The sequence below is a fragment of the Solibacillus sp. FSL R5-0691 genome, from assembly GCF_037974225.1.
In the GTDB taxonomy this organism is placed as follows: domain Bacteria; phylum Bacillota; class Bacilli; order Bacillales_A; family Planococcaceae; genus Solibacillus.
The window spans coordinates 2100440-2119142 of record NZ_CP150231.1; the positions used below are offsets into that span (position 1 = coordinate 2100440).

General features: G+C 39.7%; 22 protein-coding genes. 5 read left to right on the plus strand and 17 right to left on the minus strand.

Annotated features, from left to right (window positions below; all coding sequences use genetic code 11):
- Positions 1 to 49: 49 nt before the first annotated feature.
- The gene (locus MKY51_RS10555) at positions 50 to 682 is read left to right on the plus strand and encodes a heat-shock protein (protein ID WP_339171801.1); all 633 of its coding nucleotides are present in this window, start codon (positions 50 to 52) and stop codon (positions 680 to 682) included.
- Positions 683 to 696: 14 nt separating this feature from the next.
- Positions 697 to 1146, plus strand: coding sequence for a cAMP-binding protein (locus tag MKY51_RS10560; RefSeq protein ID WP_339171804.1), 450 nt, complete (start codon positions 697 to 699; stop codon positions 1144 to 1146).
- Between the two features lie 308 nt (positions 1147 to 1454).
- Here MKY51_RS10560 and MKY51_RS10565 read toward each other — a convergent pair whose 3' ends face one another.
- The 15 genes from MKY51_RS10565 to MKY51_RS10635 all read right to left on the minus strand — a co-directional run bounded on the left by MKY51_RS10565 (position 1455) and on the right by MKY51_RS10635 (position 15541).
- Positions 1455 to 2936 carry a methyl-accepting chemotaxis protein gene (locus MKY51_RS10565; protein ID WP_339171806.1) on the minus strand — a complete coding sequence of 494 codons (1482 nt, stop codon included), beginning with the start codon at positions 2934 to 2936 and terminating at the stop codon, positions 1455 to 1457.
- 160 nt (positions 2937 to 3096) lie between these two features.
- Positions 3097 to 3717 (minus strand): arylformamidase, encoded by a 621-nt coding sequence (gene kynB, locus MKY51_RS10570; protein ID WP_339171808.1) that lies wholly within the window; start codon positions 3715 to 3717, stop codon positions 3097 to 3099.
- Positions 3718 to 3727: 10 nt separating this feature from the next.
- The gene (locus tag MKY51_RS10575; protein WP_339171812.1) at positions 3728 to 5074 is read right to left on the minus strand and encodes a sodium-dependent transporter; all 1347 of its coding nucleotides are present in this window, start codon (positions 5072 to 5074) and stop codon (positions 3728 to 3730) included.
- 150 nt (positions 5075 to 5224) lie between these two features.
- Positions 5225 to 6085, minus strand: a complete 861-nt coding sequence (gene kynA, locus MKY51_RS10580) for a tryptophan 2,3-dioxygenase (protein ID WP_339171814.1) — start codon at positions 6083 to 6085, stop codon at positions 5225 to 5227.
- Between the two features lie 11 nt (positions 6086 to 6096).
- Positions 6097 to 7356, minus strand: coding sequence for a kynureninase (gene kynU, locus MKY51_RS10585; RefSeq protein ID WP_339171817.1), 1260 nt, complete (start codon positions 7354 to 7356; stop codon positions 6097 to 6099).
- Between the two features lie 112 nt (positions 7357 to 7468).
- Positions 7469 to 8350 (minus strand): signal recognition particle, encoded by an 882-nt coding sequence (locus MKY51_RS10590; RefSeq protein WP_339171820.1) that lies wholly within the window; start codon positions 8348 to 8350, stop codon positions 7469 to 7471.
- The gene (locus MKY51_RS10595) at positions 8343 to 8819 is read right to left on the minus strand and encodes a sigma-70 family RNA polymerase sigma factor (protein WP_339171822.1); all 477 of its coding nucleotides are present in this window, start codon (positions 8817 to 8819) and stop codon (positions 8343 to 8345) included. Before MKY51_RS10595 ends, MKY51_RS10590 begins: the two co-directional genes overlap by 8 nt.
- Before the next feature lie 105 nt (positions 8820 to 8924).
- A complete protein-coding gene (locus MKY51_RS10600; protein WP_008404313.1) occupies positions 8925 to 9107 on the minus strand; it encodes a hypothetical protein in 183 nt (60 codons plus the stop codon).
- A gap of 129 nt (positions 9108 to 9236) precedes the next feature.
- Positions 9237 to 9947 carry a response regulator transcription factor gene (locus MKY51_RS10605; RefSeq protein ID WP_339171825.1) on the minus strand — a complete coding sequence of 237 codons (711 nt, stop codon included), beginning with the start codon at positions 9945 to 9947 and terminating at the stop codon, positions 9237 to 9239.
- A 129-nt stretch (positions 9948 to 10076) separates the two neighbouring features.
- A complete protein-coding gene (phoU, locus tag MKY51_RS10610) occupies positions 10077 to 10730 on the minus strand; it encodes a phosphate signaling complex protein PhoU (RefSeq protein WP_339171827.1) in 654 nt (217 codons plus the stop codon).
- 15 nt (positions 10731 to 10745) lie between these two features.
- A complete protein-coding gene (gene pstB / locus MKY51_RS10615; RefSeq protein WP_079527680.1) occupies positions 10746 to 11558 on the minus strand; it encodes a phosphate ABC transporter ATP-binding protein PstB in 813 nt (270 codons plus the stop codon).
- 16 nt (positions 11559 to 11574) lie between these two features.
- Positions 11575 to 12399, minus strand: a complete 825-nt coding sequence (gene pstA / locus MKY51_RS10620; protein ID WP_339171828.1) for a phosphate ABC transporter permease PstA — start codon at positions 12397 to 12399, stop codon at positions 11575 to 11577.
- Between the two features lies 1 nt (position 12400).
- Positions 12401 to 13315, minus strand: coding sequence for a phosphate ABC transporter permease subunit PstC (pstC, locus tag MKY51_RS10625; RefSeq protein WP_339171829.1), 915 nt, complete (start codon positions 13313 to 13315; stop codon positions 12401 to 12403).
- Between the two features lie 21 nt (positions 13316 to 13336).
- Entirely contained in the window at positions 13337 to 14167 is an 831-nt protein-coding gene (locus MKY51_RS10630) for a phosphate ABC transporter substrate-binding protein (protein WP_339171831.1), read from the minus strand.
- A gap of 417 nt (positions 14168 to 14584) precedes the next feature.
- Positions 14585 to 15541 (minus strand): rhodanese-related sulfurtransferase, encoded by a 957-nt coding sequence (locus MKY51_RS10635; protein WP_339171834.1) that lies wholly within the window; start codon positions 15539 to 15541, stop codon positions 14585 to 14587.
- A 183-nt stretch (positions 15542 to 15724) separates the two neighbouring features.
- Between MKY51_RS10635 and MKY51_RS10640 the strand changes: the two genes are divergently transcribed.
- Positions 15725 to 15874: a hypothetical protein gene (locus MKY51_RS10640; protein WP_339171835.1), complete on the plus strand. Its 150-nt coding sequence runs from the start codon at positions 15725 to 15727 to the stop codon at positions 15872 to 15874.
- A gap of 1 nt (position 15875) precedes the next feature.
- Here the strand turns inward: MKY51_RS10640 and MKY51_RS10645 are convergent, their stop codons facing one another.
- Positions 15876 to 16238, minus strand: a complete 363-nt coding sequence (locus tag MKY51_RS10645) for a VOC family protein (protein ID WP_339171837.1) — start codon at positions 16236 to 16238, stop codon at positions 15876 to 15878.
- Positions 16239 to 16540: 302 nt separating this feature from the next.
- On the opposite strand from MKY51_RS10645, the gene MKY51_RS10650 reads away from it, so the two are divergent.
- The gene (locus MKY51_RS10650) at positions 16541 to 17176 is read left to right on the plus strand and encodes a 2OG-Fe(II) oxygenase (RefSeq protein ID WP_339171839.1); all 636 of its coding nucleotides are present in this window, start codon (positions 16541 to 16543) and stop codon (positions 17174 to 17176) included.
- A 55-nt stretch (positions 17177 to 17231) separates the two neighbouring features.
- Complete coding sequence (locus tag MKY51_RS10655) at positions 17232 to 18008, plus strand: DUF2071 domain-containing protein (RefSeq protein WP_339171841.1); 777 nt, start codon at positions 17232 to 17234, stop codon at positions 18006 to 18008.
- A gap of 60 nt (positions 18009 to 18068) precedes the next feature.
- Here the strand turns inward: MKY51_RS10655 and MKY51_RS10660 are convergent, their stop codons facing one another.
- Positions 18069 to 18692 (minus strand): response regulator SirA, encoded by a 624-nt coding sequence (locus MKY51_RS10660; RefSeq protein WP_339171843.1) that lies wholly within the window; start codon positions 18690 to 18692, stop codon positions 18069 to 18071.
- Positions 18693 to 18703: the final 11 nt, after the last annotated feature.

Sequence of the window (18703 nt, forward strand, 5' to 3'; positions counted from 1 at the left end):
TTTTTGTTTTTACGCCTTCTTCATACTCTCTTGGAACTGAGGAAAACTTATGAAAAATAATAATTTGAAAAGCATTCTACTCTTTTTACTATTCACTATAAACACCAGTGTCGTCTACGTCATTTCTCAACGCATAGAAGATCTGGAGTTGCCTTTAGCGCTCGTTACTTTCGCGATATTTATTTTATTTATTATGCTTGTTTTCAAGCTTAAACTAAGACCAATCGTCATTACACTCGCAACAATCTTAGCATTGACCGATATTAATTCAATCTTCTATTTGGCCCTTCCTGATTTTTATACGATTGGGTTTACGATCGGAATCCTTATATTTCTTGTTTTCTGCTTTAAAAAGTCTAAAGATGCCATTCTCGCTGCGATTGGTTTTTGTGTAATGAACCTGCTCGTACATATAGAATTTTTTATACAATGGGAATGGGTCTACCTATTTATATTACATAGTATTCTAGTTATCATCTCCAGCAGGTTACAATTTACGATTACGAAAAAAATCTATTTAGGATTTTTCAGTGTGACTTTCCTTTTCCTCGTGATCGGAACATTGGTTGATCACAATTATTGGGCCGTTTTTGGACTTATTCTATATTTCACGGTACTTATTGCGTTTTATATCGTTATCCGAAGACAACAGGAACAACAAACTACATATAAACTACATTGAGGGGAAGCATCCAGATGAAAAATGTAAACCGATTATTTCTTATTATCGCCATCATTATTCTTGTGATAATAGGCCGCTATTTTATGGCACAAAATGAAGTAACAGAAATTCCTGATGTAACAGCTGTTACGAATGAAATAACGATTGATACGGTTCGCGGAAGCTATTGCTGGCATTCAGCAGGTGAAGCAGAGTGTGTTGATACGGCTGCACCGCATGAAATGATCAGTACACAAAATACTCCTTTCGTAAAAGTACAGCCAGGGGAAGTACTGGAGTTTCAATATAGTCAGAATGTAACGAGTGTATCCATTCAGCAATGGATAGAAGATTACGATTATAAGGAAATTGCCACATCGACACGCTTTACTGCCCCAACGGAAAAAGGGAAGTATATCATTTCCAGTATGGCGCGCTTTAGCAACGGTGATGTTACAGACAGCATTGCGATAGAAATAGAGTAACTAAAGAAGGGGCTGGGACATAACCCAAAAAAGCTATTTTTCTCTGAGAGAAAAATAGCTTTTTTTTGCTGAGCGTTAAAATTGATTTCCATTCCGGGACGCTTTCCGCGGGCGTGGCCTGAGCCTGTAGTCTCAGGCGTCACGCTATTCCCGCAGGAAGCTTCGCTTGTAGCGAAAGGCGTAGCCGTCAGCTACACTCGCCCTCCATTCCAATCAATTTTGCAATATATCCATATTTCTTAATAAAGGCTTTCCTTTTATTTAGCAATAATTCTACTTATGTCCCGGCCTCTTTTTACTTTTTCCGATTATTGTCGTTTCGTAATTTCTGCCAGTTCGCTTTGCAGTTGCTGAAGTTCATTACTCGCATCTGCAATCGATTTCATCATGACATGTTCTTCATGGATCGAGCTCGCGATTTCTTCCGTCATTGCGGCATTCTCTTCGGAAATTGCGGACAAGTTTTCAATTTGATTCATTACTTCTTCAACAAGTGCATTCGTATGCGTAATCGTCGACATGTTTTGATGAAGCTTTCCTTGGATGCCATTGAATGATTGCTTAATACTATCAAATGAATCGGTAATTTCGTTCAATGTACCAACACTTGAATGGACTGCTTCTTTCCCTTCGTATGCTTTTAATTGGGCAGTTGTTGCACGCTCCAGCAGCTGCTGTGTAACAACGGTAATACTCGTCGCGATATTTGCACTCTCTTCCGCGAGTTTTTTTACTTCTTCTGCTACAACAGCAAACCCTTTCCCGTGCTCTCCTGCTCTAGCCGCTTCAATTGAAGCATTTAAAGACAGCAAATTTGTTTGGTCGGCAATTGCTTTAATCCCATTTAACAGATTATTTACATTGGCAAGGCTTTCTTGCATATTGTCGATTGTCGTTGTTGTTAAATCAATCGAGTCGCTTAACGTTTCCATATCAGCTGTCACATTATGTACCTGGTTCCAGCTCTGTTCAATCGCTTCCTGCACTTCATCCGAGTCATTTACAGTCGATTCAGAGAACTCTTTCGTTTTTACCATATTGTCATGTGATAAAATCATCTGTTCATTAATCTGCTGAATCATTTCCGATTCATTATGAATGGCTGCTGCCATCTGATTTGATGACTGTAATATCGTCTCGCTCGCAAGATTCAATGTACCGACATTCTCATTGACATGTGTAATGCTGGACGCAAGCTGGTTTGAACCTTCTTCAACCTTATTTAAAATCGATGATAAATTTTCCAGCAGTTCCTTTGCTTTACGCTCTTTTTCCTGGGCATCCTTTATTAGTTTGTTACCCCATTGCGTCAAACGGTATAGCAGAAAGTTACAGCCTGTCATACTGACAAAAATTGTAATAAATACAGGGAGATTCGCATTTACCCCTAATAAATTTTCCGGCACTGCAATGTATAAGAATATATAAGAAATACTGGCGATCAGTAAAAATATTTTAATCATCCGTTCATTAAAATACATGGCACACATAATAAAAGTTACAAGCAGCATGTAATGTTTATTGATAGAATAGCCATCAAGGTAAAATAATAAGAAGACGACAAATGCCGGAATGAGTACAAAAATTAACCCTTTGGCAAAGTTGGATATATTCAGGAAATAATTGGCTGTCGATAACAAAATGACAATGCCTCCTGCAATTATGTACGAGATGGAGTTACTAAAACCATTTGCAATAACAAGTGGTGAAACAATTAAAATTGCCAATACGATTGTAATAATTAGATTTAATTGATGAATCCAATTAATTTTTCCGTTGCGTTTCTTCAAGATGCCTTCCTCCTAGGAACAATTGATTATTTCCATTATAGTTTATAGGTATATATTACAACCCTTTTTTATACAATACAATGGACTTTTGGATTGAAGGAAAAATTTTCAAATAAAAGAAGCTCACGATGTTAAATCGTAAGCTTCTTTTCATGATATTTTATTCAACTATTTTACGAACGACCGCACGAACAGGTGCACCGTCAGCACCTGCTATTTTTAATGGCAGTGCGATCAGTTCATAAAGACCTTGCTGAACATGCCTTAAATCAAGCCCTTCCAGTATATGAATACCATGTTCGTATAACTTGTGATGTGCCAATACTTCCTTGCTGTCCAAAGGATCAACGGAAGGATTGTCAATGCCAAGCAATATTACACCGCGCTCCTTTAAAAACGGTGCGACATCCGGATGAATGACTGGAATCGTTTCCGGAAACACTTCACCCAGCTGCTCAACTGTTTTAAGCAGTATCCTCTTTACACTGTGAAAATCAATCGATGACAGCAATTGAGCCGAAATGACTTCATGCCCAACACAATCTACGATTACACAGTCACCGATATACAAATTTACATCCAATTGCTCGATTGTCTCAGCTTCACTGTTAAAGTGAAACGGTGCATCTGCATGAGTACCGGTATGCAGTGAAGTGGTTATCCGCCCGATATTGACCGAGCCCGTCTGTTGTTTCGAAATCCCGACTTCAAAGGAAAACGGTGTATCTCCCGGCCAGTTCGGCATACCGTTTTTCATCGTTTGTGTAATATCAATCCACATGGCTTCACCCCTAATATTGAATGACTAAATATGCTAAGACTACGACAATGACTGTCGGTACAACAAAGGTCATTAAAAAGCGATATGTTTTGTAAAAGCCTTCACCTAGTTTACTTCCTTGCAACAGTTCGCTTTTCACGAGGTTTTTATCCATAATATGCATGATGAAAACCGCGATAAGCAAGTTGCCGACTGGTAAAATAATATTTGACACTACAAAGTCGGTGAAATCAAAAATATTGCGTCCAAAAATCGAAACATCACCTAATGTACTGTACGTTAATGTCGAAGGAATCGATGCGATAAATACAAAGATACCAATGATGACTGTAATTTTTGCGCGGCTGATTTTCCATTTTTCTATAATGGCAGCAACGATAATTTCATACATACTAAACGAAGAAGTTAATGTTGCAAATAAAAACAGAATTAAAAACAGCGCTAAAAACAGTTCACCAAACGGCATTTGTGAAAACGCTGCAGGCAATACCATGAACAATAATGGTGGTCCGCTCGCCACTTCCATATCAAAGGCAAAGACAACCGGGAAGATCGCCAGTCCCGCCAAGAACGATACGAAAATGCTCAATCCTACAACAGAACCCGCTGAATTCGGTAAGCTCACATCTTTCTTTAAATAAGAACTATATGTAACTAAACATGAGAATCCAACAGCCAGTGCAAAAAATGATTGCCCTAACGCATATAAAATTGATTCACCGGTAATGTTCGAAAAATCCGGATATAGGAAGAACTTGATTCCTTCCATTGCTCCGTCCAATGTTACGGCTCTTACTACTAAAATAAAGAACATGATAAACAGTAACGGCATCATGAATTTATTTGCTTTTTCAATCCCGTTTTGAACACCAAGCGCAATGATCACAACATTCGCCAATGTAAACAAACCTAAACCGAGTAAAGCAATCCAAGGTGTGCCTGTTACTTGTCCGAAAAATGCTCCTGGATCCACAGTTGGCGCAATAACTTCGCCCACAACCGAAACCCCGCTGTAAACAAAAATCCAGCCGCCGACTACACTGTAAAACGATAATAATAAGAAACAGCCAATAATGCCGAGCTTGCCGATCCAAGCCCATACCTTCGTATTCGGCGCCAATACTTTATAGGCAGTAACCGCCTCTTTCTGTGTGGCACGTCCGATAATATATTCCGATAAAAGCATTGGCAGCCCGATAATTAATGTCAGCAGCACAAAAATCAGGAAGAATGCGCCGCCTCCACTTTGACCGGCTACATAAGGCATTTTCCATATTGCCCCAAGTCCAATCGCTGCGCCTGCTGACGCTAATACAAATCCTAACTTACTTGACCACTGTCCTTTACTCTTCTCCATCTGTCTCACTCCACTCATCTGTCTAACCTAAGCTATCAATTCCGCCCTGCGGAATTGTGTCCAGATTTTTTTGAGTTTACTCAAAAAGTTTCCTTAAAAAATCTGTGACATCTACCAGAGGTATTATTTTGATTCAGCTGGAATGCTGAATCAAGATAATACTGTCCGCAAATCCCAAAGTTCCGGGAAAAAGCGGTGATCGAGCACTTTTCGCAAATAATTGACCCCTGATGAGCCACCTGTGCCCACTTTAAAGCCAATAATGCGCTCGACCGTTTTCATATGACGGAAACGCCACTGCTGCAAGGAATCTTCAATATCGACAAGCTTTTCACCAAGCTGGTATAAATCCCAGTACGTATCGATATTTTCATAGACGGTTTTCCAAGCGGCGGCAACAGAATCGTCACCACTATATACTACCGAAAAATCACGGTTTAGCAAAGCTTCAGTTATTGGCAATCCTGCTTTTGCCAATGCCTGAATTGCCACATCATAAATACTTGGCGCATCATATGCCTCTTTCAGTACCGCTAAAGTGTCCGGTTCTTTTTCATAGATTTTTAGGATATAAGGCGTTTTATAGCCAAGTGCAAACTCGATCAGGCGATACTGATAGCTTTGGAATCCCGAAGCTTTCCCCAGTTCATCGCGAAACTGCAAATATTCCGCCGGTGTCATCGTTGCCAACACGTCCCATGCCTGAATGATCTGCATTTGGATTTTCGATACACGGGCAAGCATTTTAAATGCAGGCTGCATTTCCCCTTTTTCAATTGCCTGTATTGCACCGCGCATCTCATGAATGATGAGCTTCATCCAAAGTTCACTCACTTGGTGAATAATAATAAACAGCATCTCATCATGATGGTCGGAAAGACGGTTTTGGCTGTTTAAAAGGGGATCCAGGCTCAAATAATCGCTGTACGTCATATCTTCACGGAAATCCGTATGAATTCCCTTTTCATCCTTAAGCTTGTGCTGCAAATCTGAAATTGATCGTTTATCCACTAAACCACCCCTTATGCAATGATGTCGCGTTTATTTTCGTATTTCTCATAAGTTTTGTTTGTGACAATGTCTTTTAAAATCTGCACTGACTGCCATACTTCCTCAAAGGAATTGTATAGCGCAACCGGTGCCAGGCGGATACCGTTCGGGGCACGGAAATCAGGCACAACCCCATATTCTTTTAATGTTTTACAAATTCTTGCCGCCTCGTCATGTACTAAAAACAGATGACCGCCACGTGTGTCATCAATCGGATTACCGAATGTAAACGTATTTGGCATCTCCTGTTCAATACAATCCATCATAAATTGTGTTAAGGCAAGAGACTTTTCACGAACCGCTTCGATGCCTGCCTCTTCAAACAGCGACAGTGCGCCTTCAATCGGTGCCAGGTTCAATATATGGGGTGTACCGATCTGGTAAGCTCCTGCATGCGGTGCAGCAGTTATTGTTACATCTAAATCAAACTGTTTTTCCTTAGCTGAGCCAAACCAGCCGGCCAAACCAGGTGCTGTACCAAAGTGCTTTTCATGAACGAACAATCCTGCAACGGAACCCGGACCACCGTTCAAATGCTTATAATTGCACCAAAAAGCAAAATCCGCGCCGATTTCATGAAGATGATGCGGAACAGAACCGATTGAATGGCATAGATCAAATCCGACCAATATGCCACGTTCATGTGCTGCTTCCGTAATTGCCTGCAGATCCAATACTTGGCCACTGCGGTATAAGACAGCCGGCAGAACCGCAACCGCCACATCCTCGGTCATCGCTTCGATGATGGCTTCTGTCGTAATTGTTTGCCCGTCTTCACTTTTTACGAGCTGCATACTGCTTTCCGGCAAATTGTGCAAAGCAATTTGACTGGCAATTGCATATAAGTCTGACGGGAAATTCAGTTCGTCTGCTAAAATTTTATAGCGTTCCGCAGTCGGTTTGAAAAACGTAGCCAACAGCTGGTGCAAGTTTGTTGTTGTCGAACCCGTCAGCATTACTTCTTCAATATTGGCACCTATTAAAGGAGCGCACATCGCAGATAGCTTCTCCGAGAAATAAAACCAAGGATGCTCCCCATTTGTCCAACCATCGATCCCGTAATCTTTCCACGAGTTAAGCAGTGTATGCACCGACTGTTCTGCACGCTTAGACAGCAAACCGAGCGAATTGCCGTCCAAGTATATTTGTCCCTCTTTTTTATAAAATTCATCTGCATACTTCTGCAGACCATCCAATTCATCGAGTTGTTTTGCTCTTTCCAACGTCGTCATGCTTCCACCCCTTCTAGTAACTTATTAATATCGTACGGGGGATAGCAGCGGTTGTCAAAGTATTCTGTATATAAAAAAAGCTTACCTTTCGTAATAAGGTAAGCTATAGAAATCATCCCCATAATAATCCGTACATTATTATTAAGAAAAATAATTTACTTATTATAAATTGCACCATTCGCCACTTATTCTTTCCGTATTTTGCTTCTAAAAGAATATTTATCAGTGCTGACAACAATAAAAATGCGATCAACTGAAACAAATGGAGTTGAGGAACCGAAACAAACAAAACAAGAATTAAAAAAGTAAAAATCTCCACTACACTTTGCCAATATGTAGAATGTGTCGGTAGATGGCGTTTCGGATCTTCAGGGTCCCTCAGCTTTTTGCTCACCCGATTCATTGCCAAAATCAATAGAATAAAAACTACTACATTAATGATGGAAGAAATTTTACCGTCAGCCGGTTCATGTAATTCGATCATTCCACGCAAAGTTTGATCCTCTAATAGATATCTCTGACCTGTCCCTATCTCCCGGTAATACGTTGCTTCGCTTCCATGGTATTCTTGGAGGCGCATGACCGTGCTATCTTCAAACTCCAATCGATAGCTTTTATCAATAGAGGGTTTTTCTATAATAATGTCGGTTTTCTGCAGCTGTTCCAATAAAGTTTCCACCGCTATTAAGGTTTCTTCACTTTTTACTTTTTTAACACCTGCCTGCAGTGTGGATTTGGGATCCCCTTCCCAATCCATATAATAAACGGCTTGCAATGCACTGCTATCCAAATTCTCAGAAGTCGTTTGCTGATTTTGCGGAAATGTACCGACTAAAAATAGCGTGATGCATGCAATGGCAATCATTACGGCCGGGATTTGCCAATGAAAAGGTTTTGAATTGAGGCGCTGCTGAATTTTATTGAAGTCCTCCTCTTTTTTCTCCGAATCGACTTGAATCTTTTTGAGCTGACTTAATTTTTCTTCTTCAAACATCCTCTTCCCCTCCTAACAGTTCCCGTAATGCTTTTAAACCGCGTGCTGTATTATTTTTCACTTTCACTTCACTGCAGTTTAAGATCATTGCCGTCTCTTTTACCGAATACTCTTCTATGTAGCGCAGCACGATTACTTCACGGTAATTCCATTTAATTTGCTGGAGGGCGTCATACAGTTTTTCATTTTCCGCATTTCGCTCGACAACTACTTCCGGCAAATCTGCCACTGCTACCGGCTCGGTTTTCAACTGAAAAAAACCAATAATCTTTTTTCTTCGAAAATGGTCATATACAAGGTTTCTGGCAATTTTTAATAAATAAGTCCGTTCATGTTCGGTATAATTTTTTTGATAAAAACGGTAAAAAGTTTCTTGCAGTAAATCATGTGTTGATTCTGTATCATTCGTTAAATAGCGTATATATTTATAAACAGCGTCGTAATGCATATCAAAAACTTCGCGTCTCAACCTTACAGCCCCCCTTCTACCTTAAAGACGATCGAGCGATTATTTGGAATCACTTTGACAAAAAAAAAACCCGGACAAATTTTTTCTTTGCCCAGGTTCTCATCATTACACACCCATTTTACGACGGGTATTGCTCGTTTTCTTTGTTTGTTGGCTTTTCATCTTTTTCGTTGATGTATCACCTTTTAAATTCCCTTTGTTGCCGGCTGCATTGTTTTTCTTCGCTTCCAGCTGTTGCTTCACTAATTCCTGCAGGCTTAATTTCTTTTTTTCATTTTGTTCAGACATATTCAGACCTCCTCATCAATCTACTTTTCTAAGTATAATCCGATGCCGCTGCATTTGTAAAAGAAATGTGTAAATTACAGCATAAAAAAACATTCTGAAACTTTCAATCGCTCCAAAATGTTTTTTCATTTATGAACTGTACGTCACTTCCTGTGATGAAAGATTAAAATAATAGCCTAACCCACTTTTAGTTTTAATCCACTTCGGTGCACTTGGTTCTTCTTCTATCTTTTCACGGAGCCTGCGTATATGTACATCGACTGTACGGCGATCCCCTTTTGTAAAGTCCAGTATATCAATAATTTCTTCACGGGATTTAATAGTGCCCGGCTGTTCCAGCAAATGAAGCAGCAATTTAAACTCGCGCTTTGTCAAAGGAATTTCTACTTCGTCTTTATATACTTTGAACATGATTAAATCAACACGAAACGGACCGATCAGCATTTGGGAAACACGCGCTTGCTGCTGTTGTTCTTTTTCGTAGCGTTTTAAATGAATCCGTAGGCGTGTCAGCATTTCCCGGAAGCCAAACGGTTTACGGATATACTCCGTCGCCCCCATTTCAAGCGCCAAAACAATATCCAACTCATCCGTACGCGCACTGATCATAATAATCGGAAAATCATACTTGAAGCGGACTTGACGGCAAATCTCGATTCCTTCCATATCCGGAAGCATCCAATCAAGCAGCATCGCATCCGGTTCGAATATAGGGATTGCAGCCAATGCCTCTTTACCTGTCCGGACACTGTGGACTTCGTAGCTGTCCTTTACTAAATAAATTTGCAGTAAATTCACTAAATTTTTGTCATCTTCAACGACTAATATCTTTTTCGTCATGAATGATTCCCCGCTTCTCTCATCAATTACGCCTCGGTATAACTGTGTCCAGATCCGTTTTGCGATCTGTGACATGCGCCAGAGGCATTAACTTCTTTCAGCAAGCCATGTGAAAACCCGATGGAAATCTTAGTTTAGATCAAATAGCTGTCCTTTAATAAAGTAAGCTGTTGATTCCGCCATATTGGTAATATGATCCGCTGCTCGTTCAACAAAGCGGTTAATGAATAACAATTGCAATGTTTGCTCGATCTCTTGCGGGCTTTCTTTTAAATACTCCGTTAAAAGTGTATAGTTTTCATGATTATTGCGATCCACAATATCATCAAGTTCCCCTACTTCTTTAGCTAATGCGATATCTGCATCGATAAATGCCTTCATTGATTTTTTCAGCATATCCATCGCGACATTTTTCATTGCAACTAATGATGTTCTTTCTAAAATTGTATCGGCTTTGCTAATGCGAATCGTAGCTTTTGCTGTATTAACCGCAAAGTCGGCAATTCGCTCTATATCAGACGACATTTTAATAACACTGATAATACGGCGCATGTCACGGGCTACCGGCTGCTCTTTCGCCATCAGCCAGATTGCCATTTGATTGATTTCATTTTCAAGATCATCAATGTAGTTATCCTCTTCAATGACATCCAGCGCCAACACCATATCCTGCTCCTGAAGGGCTTTGAATGCCTTTTCCATTGCAGTAACTGTCATGTCGACCATTTCACCCATTTTGTCTTGCAGTTCAAGCATGTTCTTTTCAAAATTTTCGCGAATCATTCCCAAATCCCCCTTTTATCCGAATCGTCCTGTTACGTAATCTTCTGTACGCTCATCTTTAGGCGTTGAAAAAATGACATTTGTATCGTCATATTCGATGACTTCCCCGTTTAAGAAGAATGCCGTCTTATCGCTAATACGTGCTGCTTGTTGCATGTTGTGCGTTACAATCACAATTGTGTAATCTTTTTTCATTTGTGTAATCAGTTCTTCTACTTTCAATGTAGAAATCGGGTCAAGTGCCGAAGTCGGCTCATCCATTAAAATAACATCCGGCTTCATGGCGATTGCTCGTGCGATACAAATACGTTGCTGCTGACCACCAGAAAGACCTAATGCTGATGATTTTAGACGATCTTTTACTTCATCCCAGATCGCTGCACCGCGTAAAGACTCTTCCACAATTTCATTCAGGATTTTCTTATTTTTAATTCCCTGCATGCGCGGACCATAGGCTACATTATCATAGATGCTCATTGGGAACAGGTTCGACTTTTGAAAAACCATTCCGACTCTAGTACGCAACTTTATAACGTCACTTGATTCATATACATTTTCACCATCGATATGAATATTCCCAATTACACGTACTCCGTCAATAAGATCGTTCATACGGTTTAATGTACGTAAAAATGTTGATTTACCGCAGCCTGAAGGACCGATTAATGCCGTTACTTCTTTTTCTTTAATATCCAGATTGACATTGAACAACGCTTGTTTTTCACCATAATACAGGTTTAAATCATTTACTTTAATTTTTGTTGGTAAAGCGCCAGTAGAAGTCGTCGTAGATTTGAAAATTGATGCTTCAGAAATAGTCATAGTCATATAGGTTTCGCTCCTTTTAATAGTCCGCTTTGTTTAATTTTTTCGAGATATATGTTGCCGTTAGATTCAGTACTAAAATAATGACGATCAACACAATTCCAATAGCTGCTGCAAGTCCGATATCTCCGGCTTCCTGTGTTACTAAATACGAGTGAACCGTCAAAGTACGGGCAGAAGAGAAAATACTTGATGGCATTGCTGCAACTGTCCCTGCAGTCAGGAAGATTGCCGCCGATTCACCGACAATACGGCCGATCGATAAAATGATCCCCGATAAAATTCCCGGCATGGCACTTGGCAAAATCACTTTAATTAATGTCTGTAATTTTGTCGTTCCTAATGCCAGCGACCCTTCACGATATGTTGCCGGCACTGTTTTCAATGCTTCTTCTGTCGTACGGATGATGACCGGTAATACGATAATCGTTAATGTTAAGGATGCTGCGATAATCGACATCCCCAGCTTTAATATCGCTACGAAGAATACAGCACCGAATAGACCATAAATAATCGACGGAATCCCTGTTAAACTTTCTGTCGCATAACGAATGACGCGTACAAGACGTCCCTGCTTTGCATACTCGTGTAAATAAACAGCTGCCAGAATTCCGATTGGTGTTGCGATTAATAGAGAAATAACAATCGTTAAAATTGTAGTGACAATCATCGGGAAAATCCCGCCGCCACCTGTTGGCGAATAATCACCGAATATGAAATCAAAACTGATATATGAAAAACCTTTATAGAAAATATAGCCAACGATGACAACCAATACGGCTACTGAAACGAATGCGGAACCCCATAGTAAGCCGCGAAACATATTATCTTTAAATTGTCGCATGTTACTGAGCCCCCTTCGCTGTAATACGTGCTAGTACAAAGTTTAAAATCAAGATGAACGAGAATAATACAATCCCTGTTGCAAACAGCATTTCCTGATGTGTTCCTGCTGCATAGCCCATTTCAAGTGCAATATTTGTCGTCAATGGACGCACACTGTCTGTCAGGCTAGTCGGGATGATGAGTGAGTTACCTGCAACTAAAATGACGGCCATCGTTTCACCTAATGCGCGGCCCAATCCAAGAACGATCGCTGCCATAATACCTGACTTTGCGGCCGGTACTACAACTTTAAAGATTGTCCCGATTTGTGAAACGCCTAGAGCAAGTGAACCTTCACGATATGTTTTCGGCACTGCACGAATCGCTGTTTCGGCAACTGTTACAATTGTCGGTAACATCATGATCGCCAGTACTAAAATGACGGCGATTAAACTTTGTCCACGTGCTAATCCGAGATTGTCCTGTAAAAAAGGAACGATAATCGCTAACCCGAATACCCCGTACAATACTGACGGAATACCGGCCAATAGCTGAATTGCCGGTGATACGATTTTAGCTACTGATTTCGGGGCAATTTCCGCCAAAAAGATCGCCGTTAATAATCCGATTGGTACCCCGATGACAAGTGCTCCGATCGTTGCGTAAATGGATGCAACAATCATCGGGAAAATACCGAATTTATCTTCCGATGGGACCCAATCACTGCCAAAAAGGAAGTCGAAGAAGCTATAGCCGCCTGTTACGAAAGGGTTGGCACCTTTATAAAATACGAATCCTACAATTAGCAGCAAGCTCACTACTGATAGAAGCGCACATGCTAAAAATATTTTCGATGATAAGCTTTCCAAAAAGTATTTACGCTTATTGCCTTTGCTTATTTGCTGTTCTACTTCATTTCTGTTTTGTATGTTCACAAATTTGTCCTCCAGCACTGATTATTTCGTTAATGGAATCGCTCCGGCTTCTTCCACAATCTTTTGTCCATCTGCAGTTAAAATGTATTCCATAAACTTTGTGGCTGCTTCCGGTACATTCTCTTTATAAACAAACAGGAATGGACGAGATAATTTATATTTACCTTCCAATACATTGCCCGCTTCTGCTTTTACGCCATTAATGTCCATCGCTGATACCGTTTCATCGATATATTCGAATGAGATGAATCCAATCGCATGCTTGTTCATTGCGACCGTTGTTTTAATATTTCCATTTCCGCTTGCTACGATGGCATTACGTATCAGTTGTCCTGATTCGTAGCCGACGATTTCCTGGAATGCATCACGTGAACCCGATCCGTCTTCGCGTGAAACAACGACGATTTCCATATCCTTACCGCCAATATCTTTCCAGTTTGTGATTTCACCTGTGAAGATTTGTTTCACTTGATCCATCGTTAAATCTTTGACTGAGTTTGATGGATGTGCAACAACTACAATCCCGTCATAAGCAATGACCAACTCCTGGATTCCGGAATCGATTTCCTCCTGCTTCAGATCACGTGATGACATCCCGATTTGCGAGACATCATTAATTGCATTTGTAATTCCTGCTGATGAACCGATTTGGTTTATTTCAATTTTTACGTCTTCTGTTTCTTCATATTTTGCTGCTAGCTTCTCTGCTAAAGGCCCGACAGATGTAGAACCTGAAATCGTTACTAAGTCTCCGCCGCCCGATGATGACTCTGCTGAATCTTCATTACTGCAGGCTGCTAATACTACCATTAGAATTGTTAACCCAATGAAGTAACATGTTTTTTTCAACATACTTCACTCCTCCATCAACATGAATGTTTTCTACCTGCTTTAACAATACATTCACAAAATTAATGGCATGTATTAAACTTGTAAACCTTATGTAAATTATGAAGAAATGGTTTTTTTGTTATGTAAAATTGTTCAGTTAAATCTGAAAATTTAAAATAATAGGCTGAAATTGTAAATATTTATGAGATTCTTTAACAAGTAAGGGGGATTTTTAATGAGGAAATTAAAAAGAAATTTAGTAGGGAAAAGCAAATTTGTCGATAATATGTTCAAACATTAAAATAAACATGTAATTAAATTAGAAAAGAGACAGTTTGCAATGAATATTTAGAAAAATCTGTTTACACTGCCTTTACAAAAGGCTGTTTTGTTTACAAAAAAGAAAAATGCACCTCTATTAAGAGATGCATTTAAAATCTATTTTACTGCCGCTTCCGCTTCTAGTAATTCAATCGCTTGTTGTACTTGTTCTTCCGTTAGGTTATGACGGACGATATAACGATTGCGTTCATGTTTCGTACATTCGATTGTACAGCCACCTAAATGCTTCGCTTCGTTCTCCTCTGATGCAATGATTTGCTCATTGCATTCAGGGTTAGCACAATTAATGTAACGTTCACATGGTGTTCCATCAAAGTGGTCACGTCCAACAATCACATGTTCCACTTGATTGATTGGCACTGTCAAACGCTCATCGAATACGTACATTTGACCATCCCACAGCTGACCTTTAGCAACCGGATCTTTTCCGTATGTTGCAACTCCGCCATGTAATTGACCAACATCACCGAAACCTTCACGCTTCATCCAACCTGAGAATTTTTCACAGCGGATACCGCCTGTGCAATATGTTAATACATTTTTACCTTCAAATAATTCACGGTTTTCACGTACCCATTGCGGTGTATCACGGAAGTTCTTAACTTCTGGACGGATTGCGCCGCGGAAGTGACCGACATCATATTCATATGTGTTACGTACATCTAGTACGACTGTATTTTCGTCTTGCATTTCTTCCAGGAATTGCTCCGGAGATAAATAGCGGCCTGTTAATTCATGCGGGTTCACATCTTCTTCTAAACCTAAATTTACAAGCTCTGGACGTGGACGTACATGCATTTTTTTGAAAGCATGGCCTTCTGCTGGATCGATTTTGAAAACAATCCCTTTGAATAATGGATGTGCTTCCATCATTTCGATATAGCTTTCTGTTTGTTCAATCGTACCGGATACCGTACCGTTAATCCCTTCACGGGCAACTAAAATACGTCCTTTTAATCCAATTTCCTTACATGCAGCTAAATGCTCTTCTGAAAAAGCAGCTGGATCTTCAATCGTTGTGTAATGATAATACAATAATACTTGATAATTCATTTTTTTCACCTATCATTCAATATATTTGCAGGATATACCTGATAGTTTAAAACTACCTTACAATGATACGTGATTTACACTAAAATTGCCATCATTAATTAGGCGGAGGTTTTTAGAAATAATTAACTATTCTTTTTAATATTAGTATAATAGGTGAAATAATAGGAGAATGGAGGATTTATTATGGGCTTATTGGGCTTTATTTTACTCGTCATTATTACTTTTACCGCATTGGCAATTGAAAGAATTTTAAAAGACATACGTTCACAGAACAAAGAAATCATTGAGCTATTATCCAAAAATGTTGTGGACGAGGATAATCGACTGCAATAAGTTAGAGCTGTTGAATCATCTCTACTCGATTCCCAAAAGGATCTCTAAATTCAAACCGTTCGTAATTTGGAATGGGTACGGAGTCCAAAATCTCAATTTTATTTTCTATCAATACTTTTCGCCAATAGGAGATATCTTCAACTTTGTAGGCCAGATGTGCTTTAGTTGTGTACCGATTAAAGCCTTCTTCTGTCCCTACATGAACTTCCTGGTTCCCTACTTGCAGCCAAAATCCCCCTCTCCCCTGGAGTGCAGAAGGTTTTAATATTTCCTTTAAACCTAATACGCTGCAATAAAACTCTTTCCCTGCTTCCTCAGTCCCTTTAGGAATGGTTATTTGCGCATGGTGTAATCCAATAATCATTTGCTTTTCCTCCTTTACAATTTCTTCTTCCAATATCTTACTTTAAATAATCCATAAATAAAATAACAGGTAAATTATATTAATCGATAACTTTTCCTTATCCGTATTAATTACTATGCAAATACTAGCACTTAGGGATTATCCAAAAAATTATTTTATTATTATTCTATTACTTAAATACCATTAAATTCAATTAAATGGTATTATATGTATTGGAGTAGAAATACATTCTTGTCCTACATAAAAGAGTGAGAGTAATGTTTTTGTACTAACTTATAAGCATTTGCGGAAGGATATAACATATGATTACAGAAGTTTCAATTTTACCTATTCAATCTGTTTATTCAATTGACGATCGTATGATAACTGCAGAGGTTCTACATGAAGAACCGCTCATTGTAAAGTTTTCGAATGTTTTAAGTGATGAGGAATGTCAGAATTTAATCGATTGTGCTTCTTCACGTTTGGAAAGATCCAAACTGGCAAAAAAAGAAATTAGTCCGATTCGTACAAGTAGTGGCATGTTTTTTGAGGAAAATGAAAATCCGCTTATTTCAGAACTAGAAATACGGATTAGCAAGTTGATGCATCTTCCGATTGAACATGCCGAGGGTCTGCAAGTTTTGCATTACGAACCGGGCCAGGAATTTAAGGCGCATTTCGATTTTTTCGGTCCAAATCACCCTTCAAGCAGTAATAATCGCATTAGCACGTTAGTAGTCTACTTAAATGATGTAGAAGAAGGAGGCGTAACAACGTTTCCTAATTTGGGTATCGTAACTGTACCTAAGAGAGGTTCTGCAGTTTACTTTGAATATTTCTACAACGACCAAAAATTAAATGAACTTACCCTTCATAGCGGTGAGCCCGTTATACGAGGCGAAAAATGGGTTGCTACCCAATGGATGCGGAAAAAACAAATCCGCGAACGGTTTTAATTCTTTTCAAAAGGATTTATATAAAATACGATAGATGTGAAGGAAGTGACGAACGATGGTGGAACTCCTAAACATACAAGAAAATAAATGGGATGACAGTCATCGTCCCTGGCCGCTGCCAAATTACCCTTGGGGGATGAAACAAAGGTGGGGAGATCTTTTATTCGCCCATTACCCGATTCAATATGATGTGTTACGGAAGTTAGTACCGGAAGGACTTGAATTAGATTCCTATGACGGTGTGTGCTGGATCGGGGTCGTTCCGTTTCGCATGTCCGGTGTAAGGCTACGCGGATTGCCGCCAGTTCCCGGTACCGATGAATTTCCGGAACTCAATGTGCGTACCTATGTAATAATTGACGGAAAACCGGGCGTATATTTTTTCAGTTTGGATGCGGATAATTGGCCGGCTGTAAAAGGTGCCCGGACATTTTTCCATTTACCGTATCATTACGCCAAGATGGATATTAAAAATTTCGGGGATACTGTGCTGTTTGAAAGCAAAAGACGTGATCAAACAGACATTGTTTTCGCAGCCCGTTATAAACCGGTCTCTGAACCATCTCTTGCGGTAAAAGGGAGCTTTGAAGAATGGATGTCCGAGCGTTACTGTTTCTACACAATAAATGCTTCAGGTGTCCCGGTGCGCTGTGATATTTTGCACCACCCATGGATTTTACAACAAGCAGAAGGTGAAATCACCTTAAATACAATGCTGTCCAAGCAAGGGATTATTGTGGATAATGACCGGCCGATCCTGCATTTCTCCAAAAAAATCGATGTCCGCGCTTGGCCCTTAGTAAGTCCTGCTACCGGCAAATTACGCTTTTAGAGTGATTAAGTTATTACAAAAAAACGCAACCCATATTATATGAGTTGCGTTTTCTTTAGTTTATAAACCGCATTTCAGCTGTGCACCACAGTTTGTACATGTGTTGCAGCCGCCCATTTCCTCTACCGTACCTTGACGGCAAACCGGGCATGTATTGCCTACTTCCGAACCAATTGTCACGTCTGTATCTGTTAAAGGTTTGATTGTATCCACTAACACTACTTGACGTTTCACTTGGTCTTCCGATTGTTTTAATTCTTCAAACTCTAATTGTTCATCTGAATTGGCTTCTTCAGCTTTTAAAGTCAGTACTTGTGTATCACGAGATCCGTCGACATACACCGTACCGCCTTTAGCACCGCCGCGGTATAGACGCTCATACACTTTTTGTACTTGCTCTACGCCATAGCCTTTTGGTGCATTTACTGTTTTCGAAATCGATGAATCAATCCAGTTTTGAATAATGCATTGAACATCTGCATGTGCTTCCGCAGAAAGCTCCATTGATGATTTGAACCAGTCCGGCAAATTATTTTCATCCACATCCGGGTTTGCATCTAAATACTCTTTTACAATTTCAGCTTTCACTTCAATAAACTTCCCTAGACGACCTGAACGGTAGTAAGTGAAGCTAAAGTAAGGTTCAAGCCCTGTTGCAACTCCGACCATTGTACCTGTACTCACTTTTGTTACTC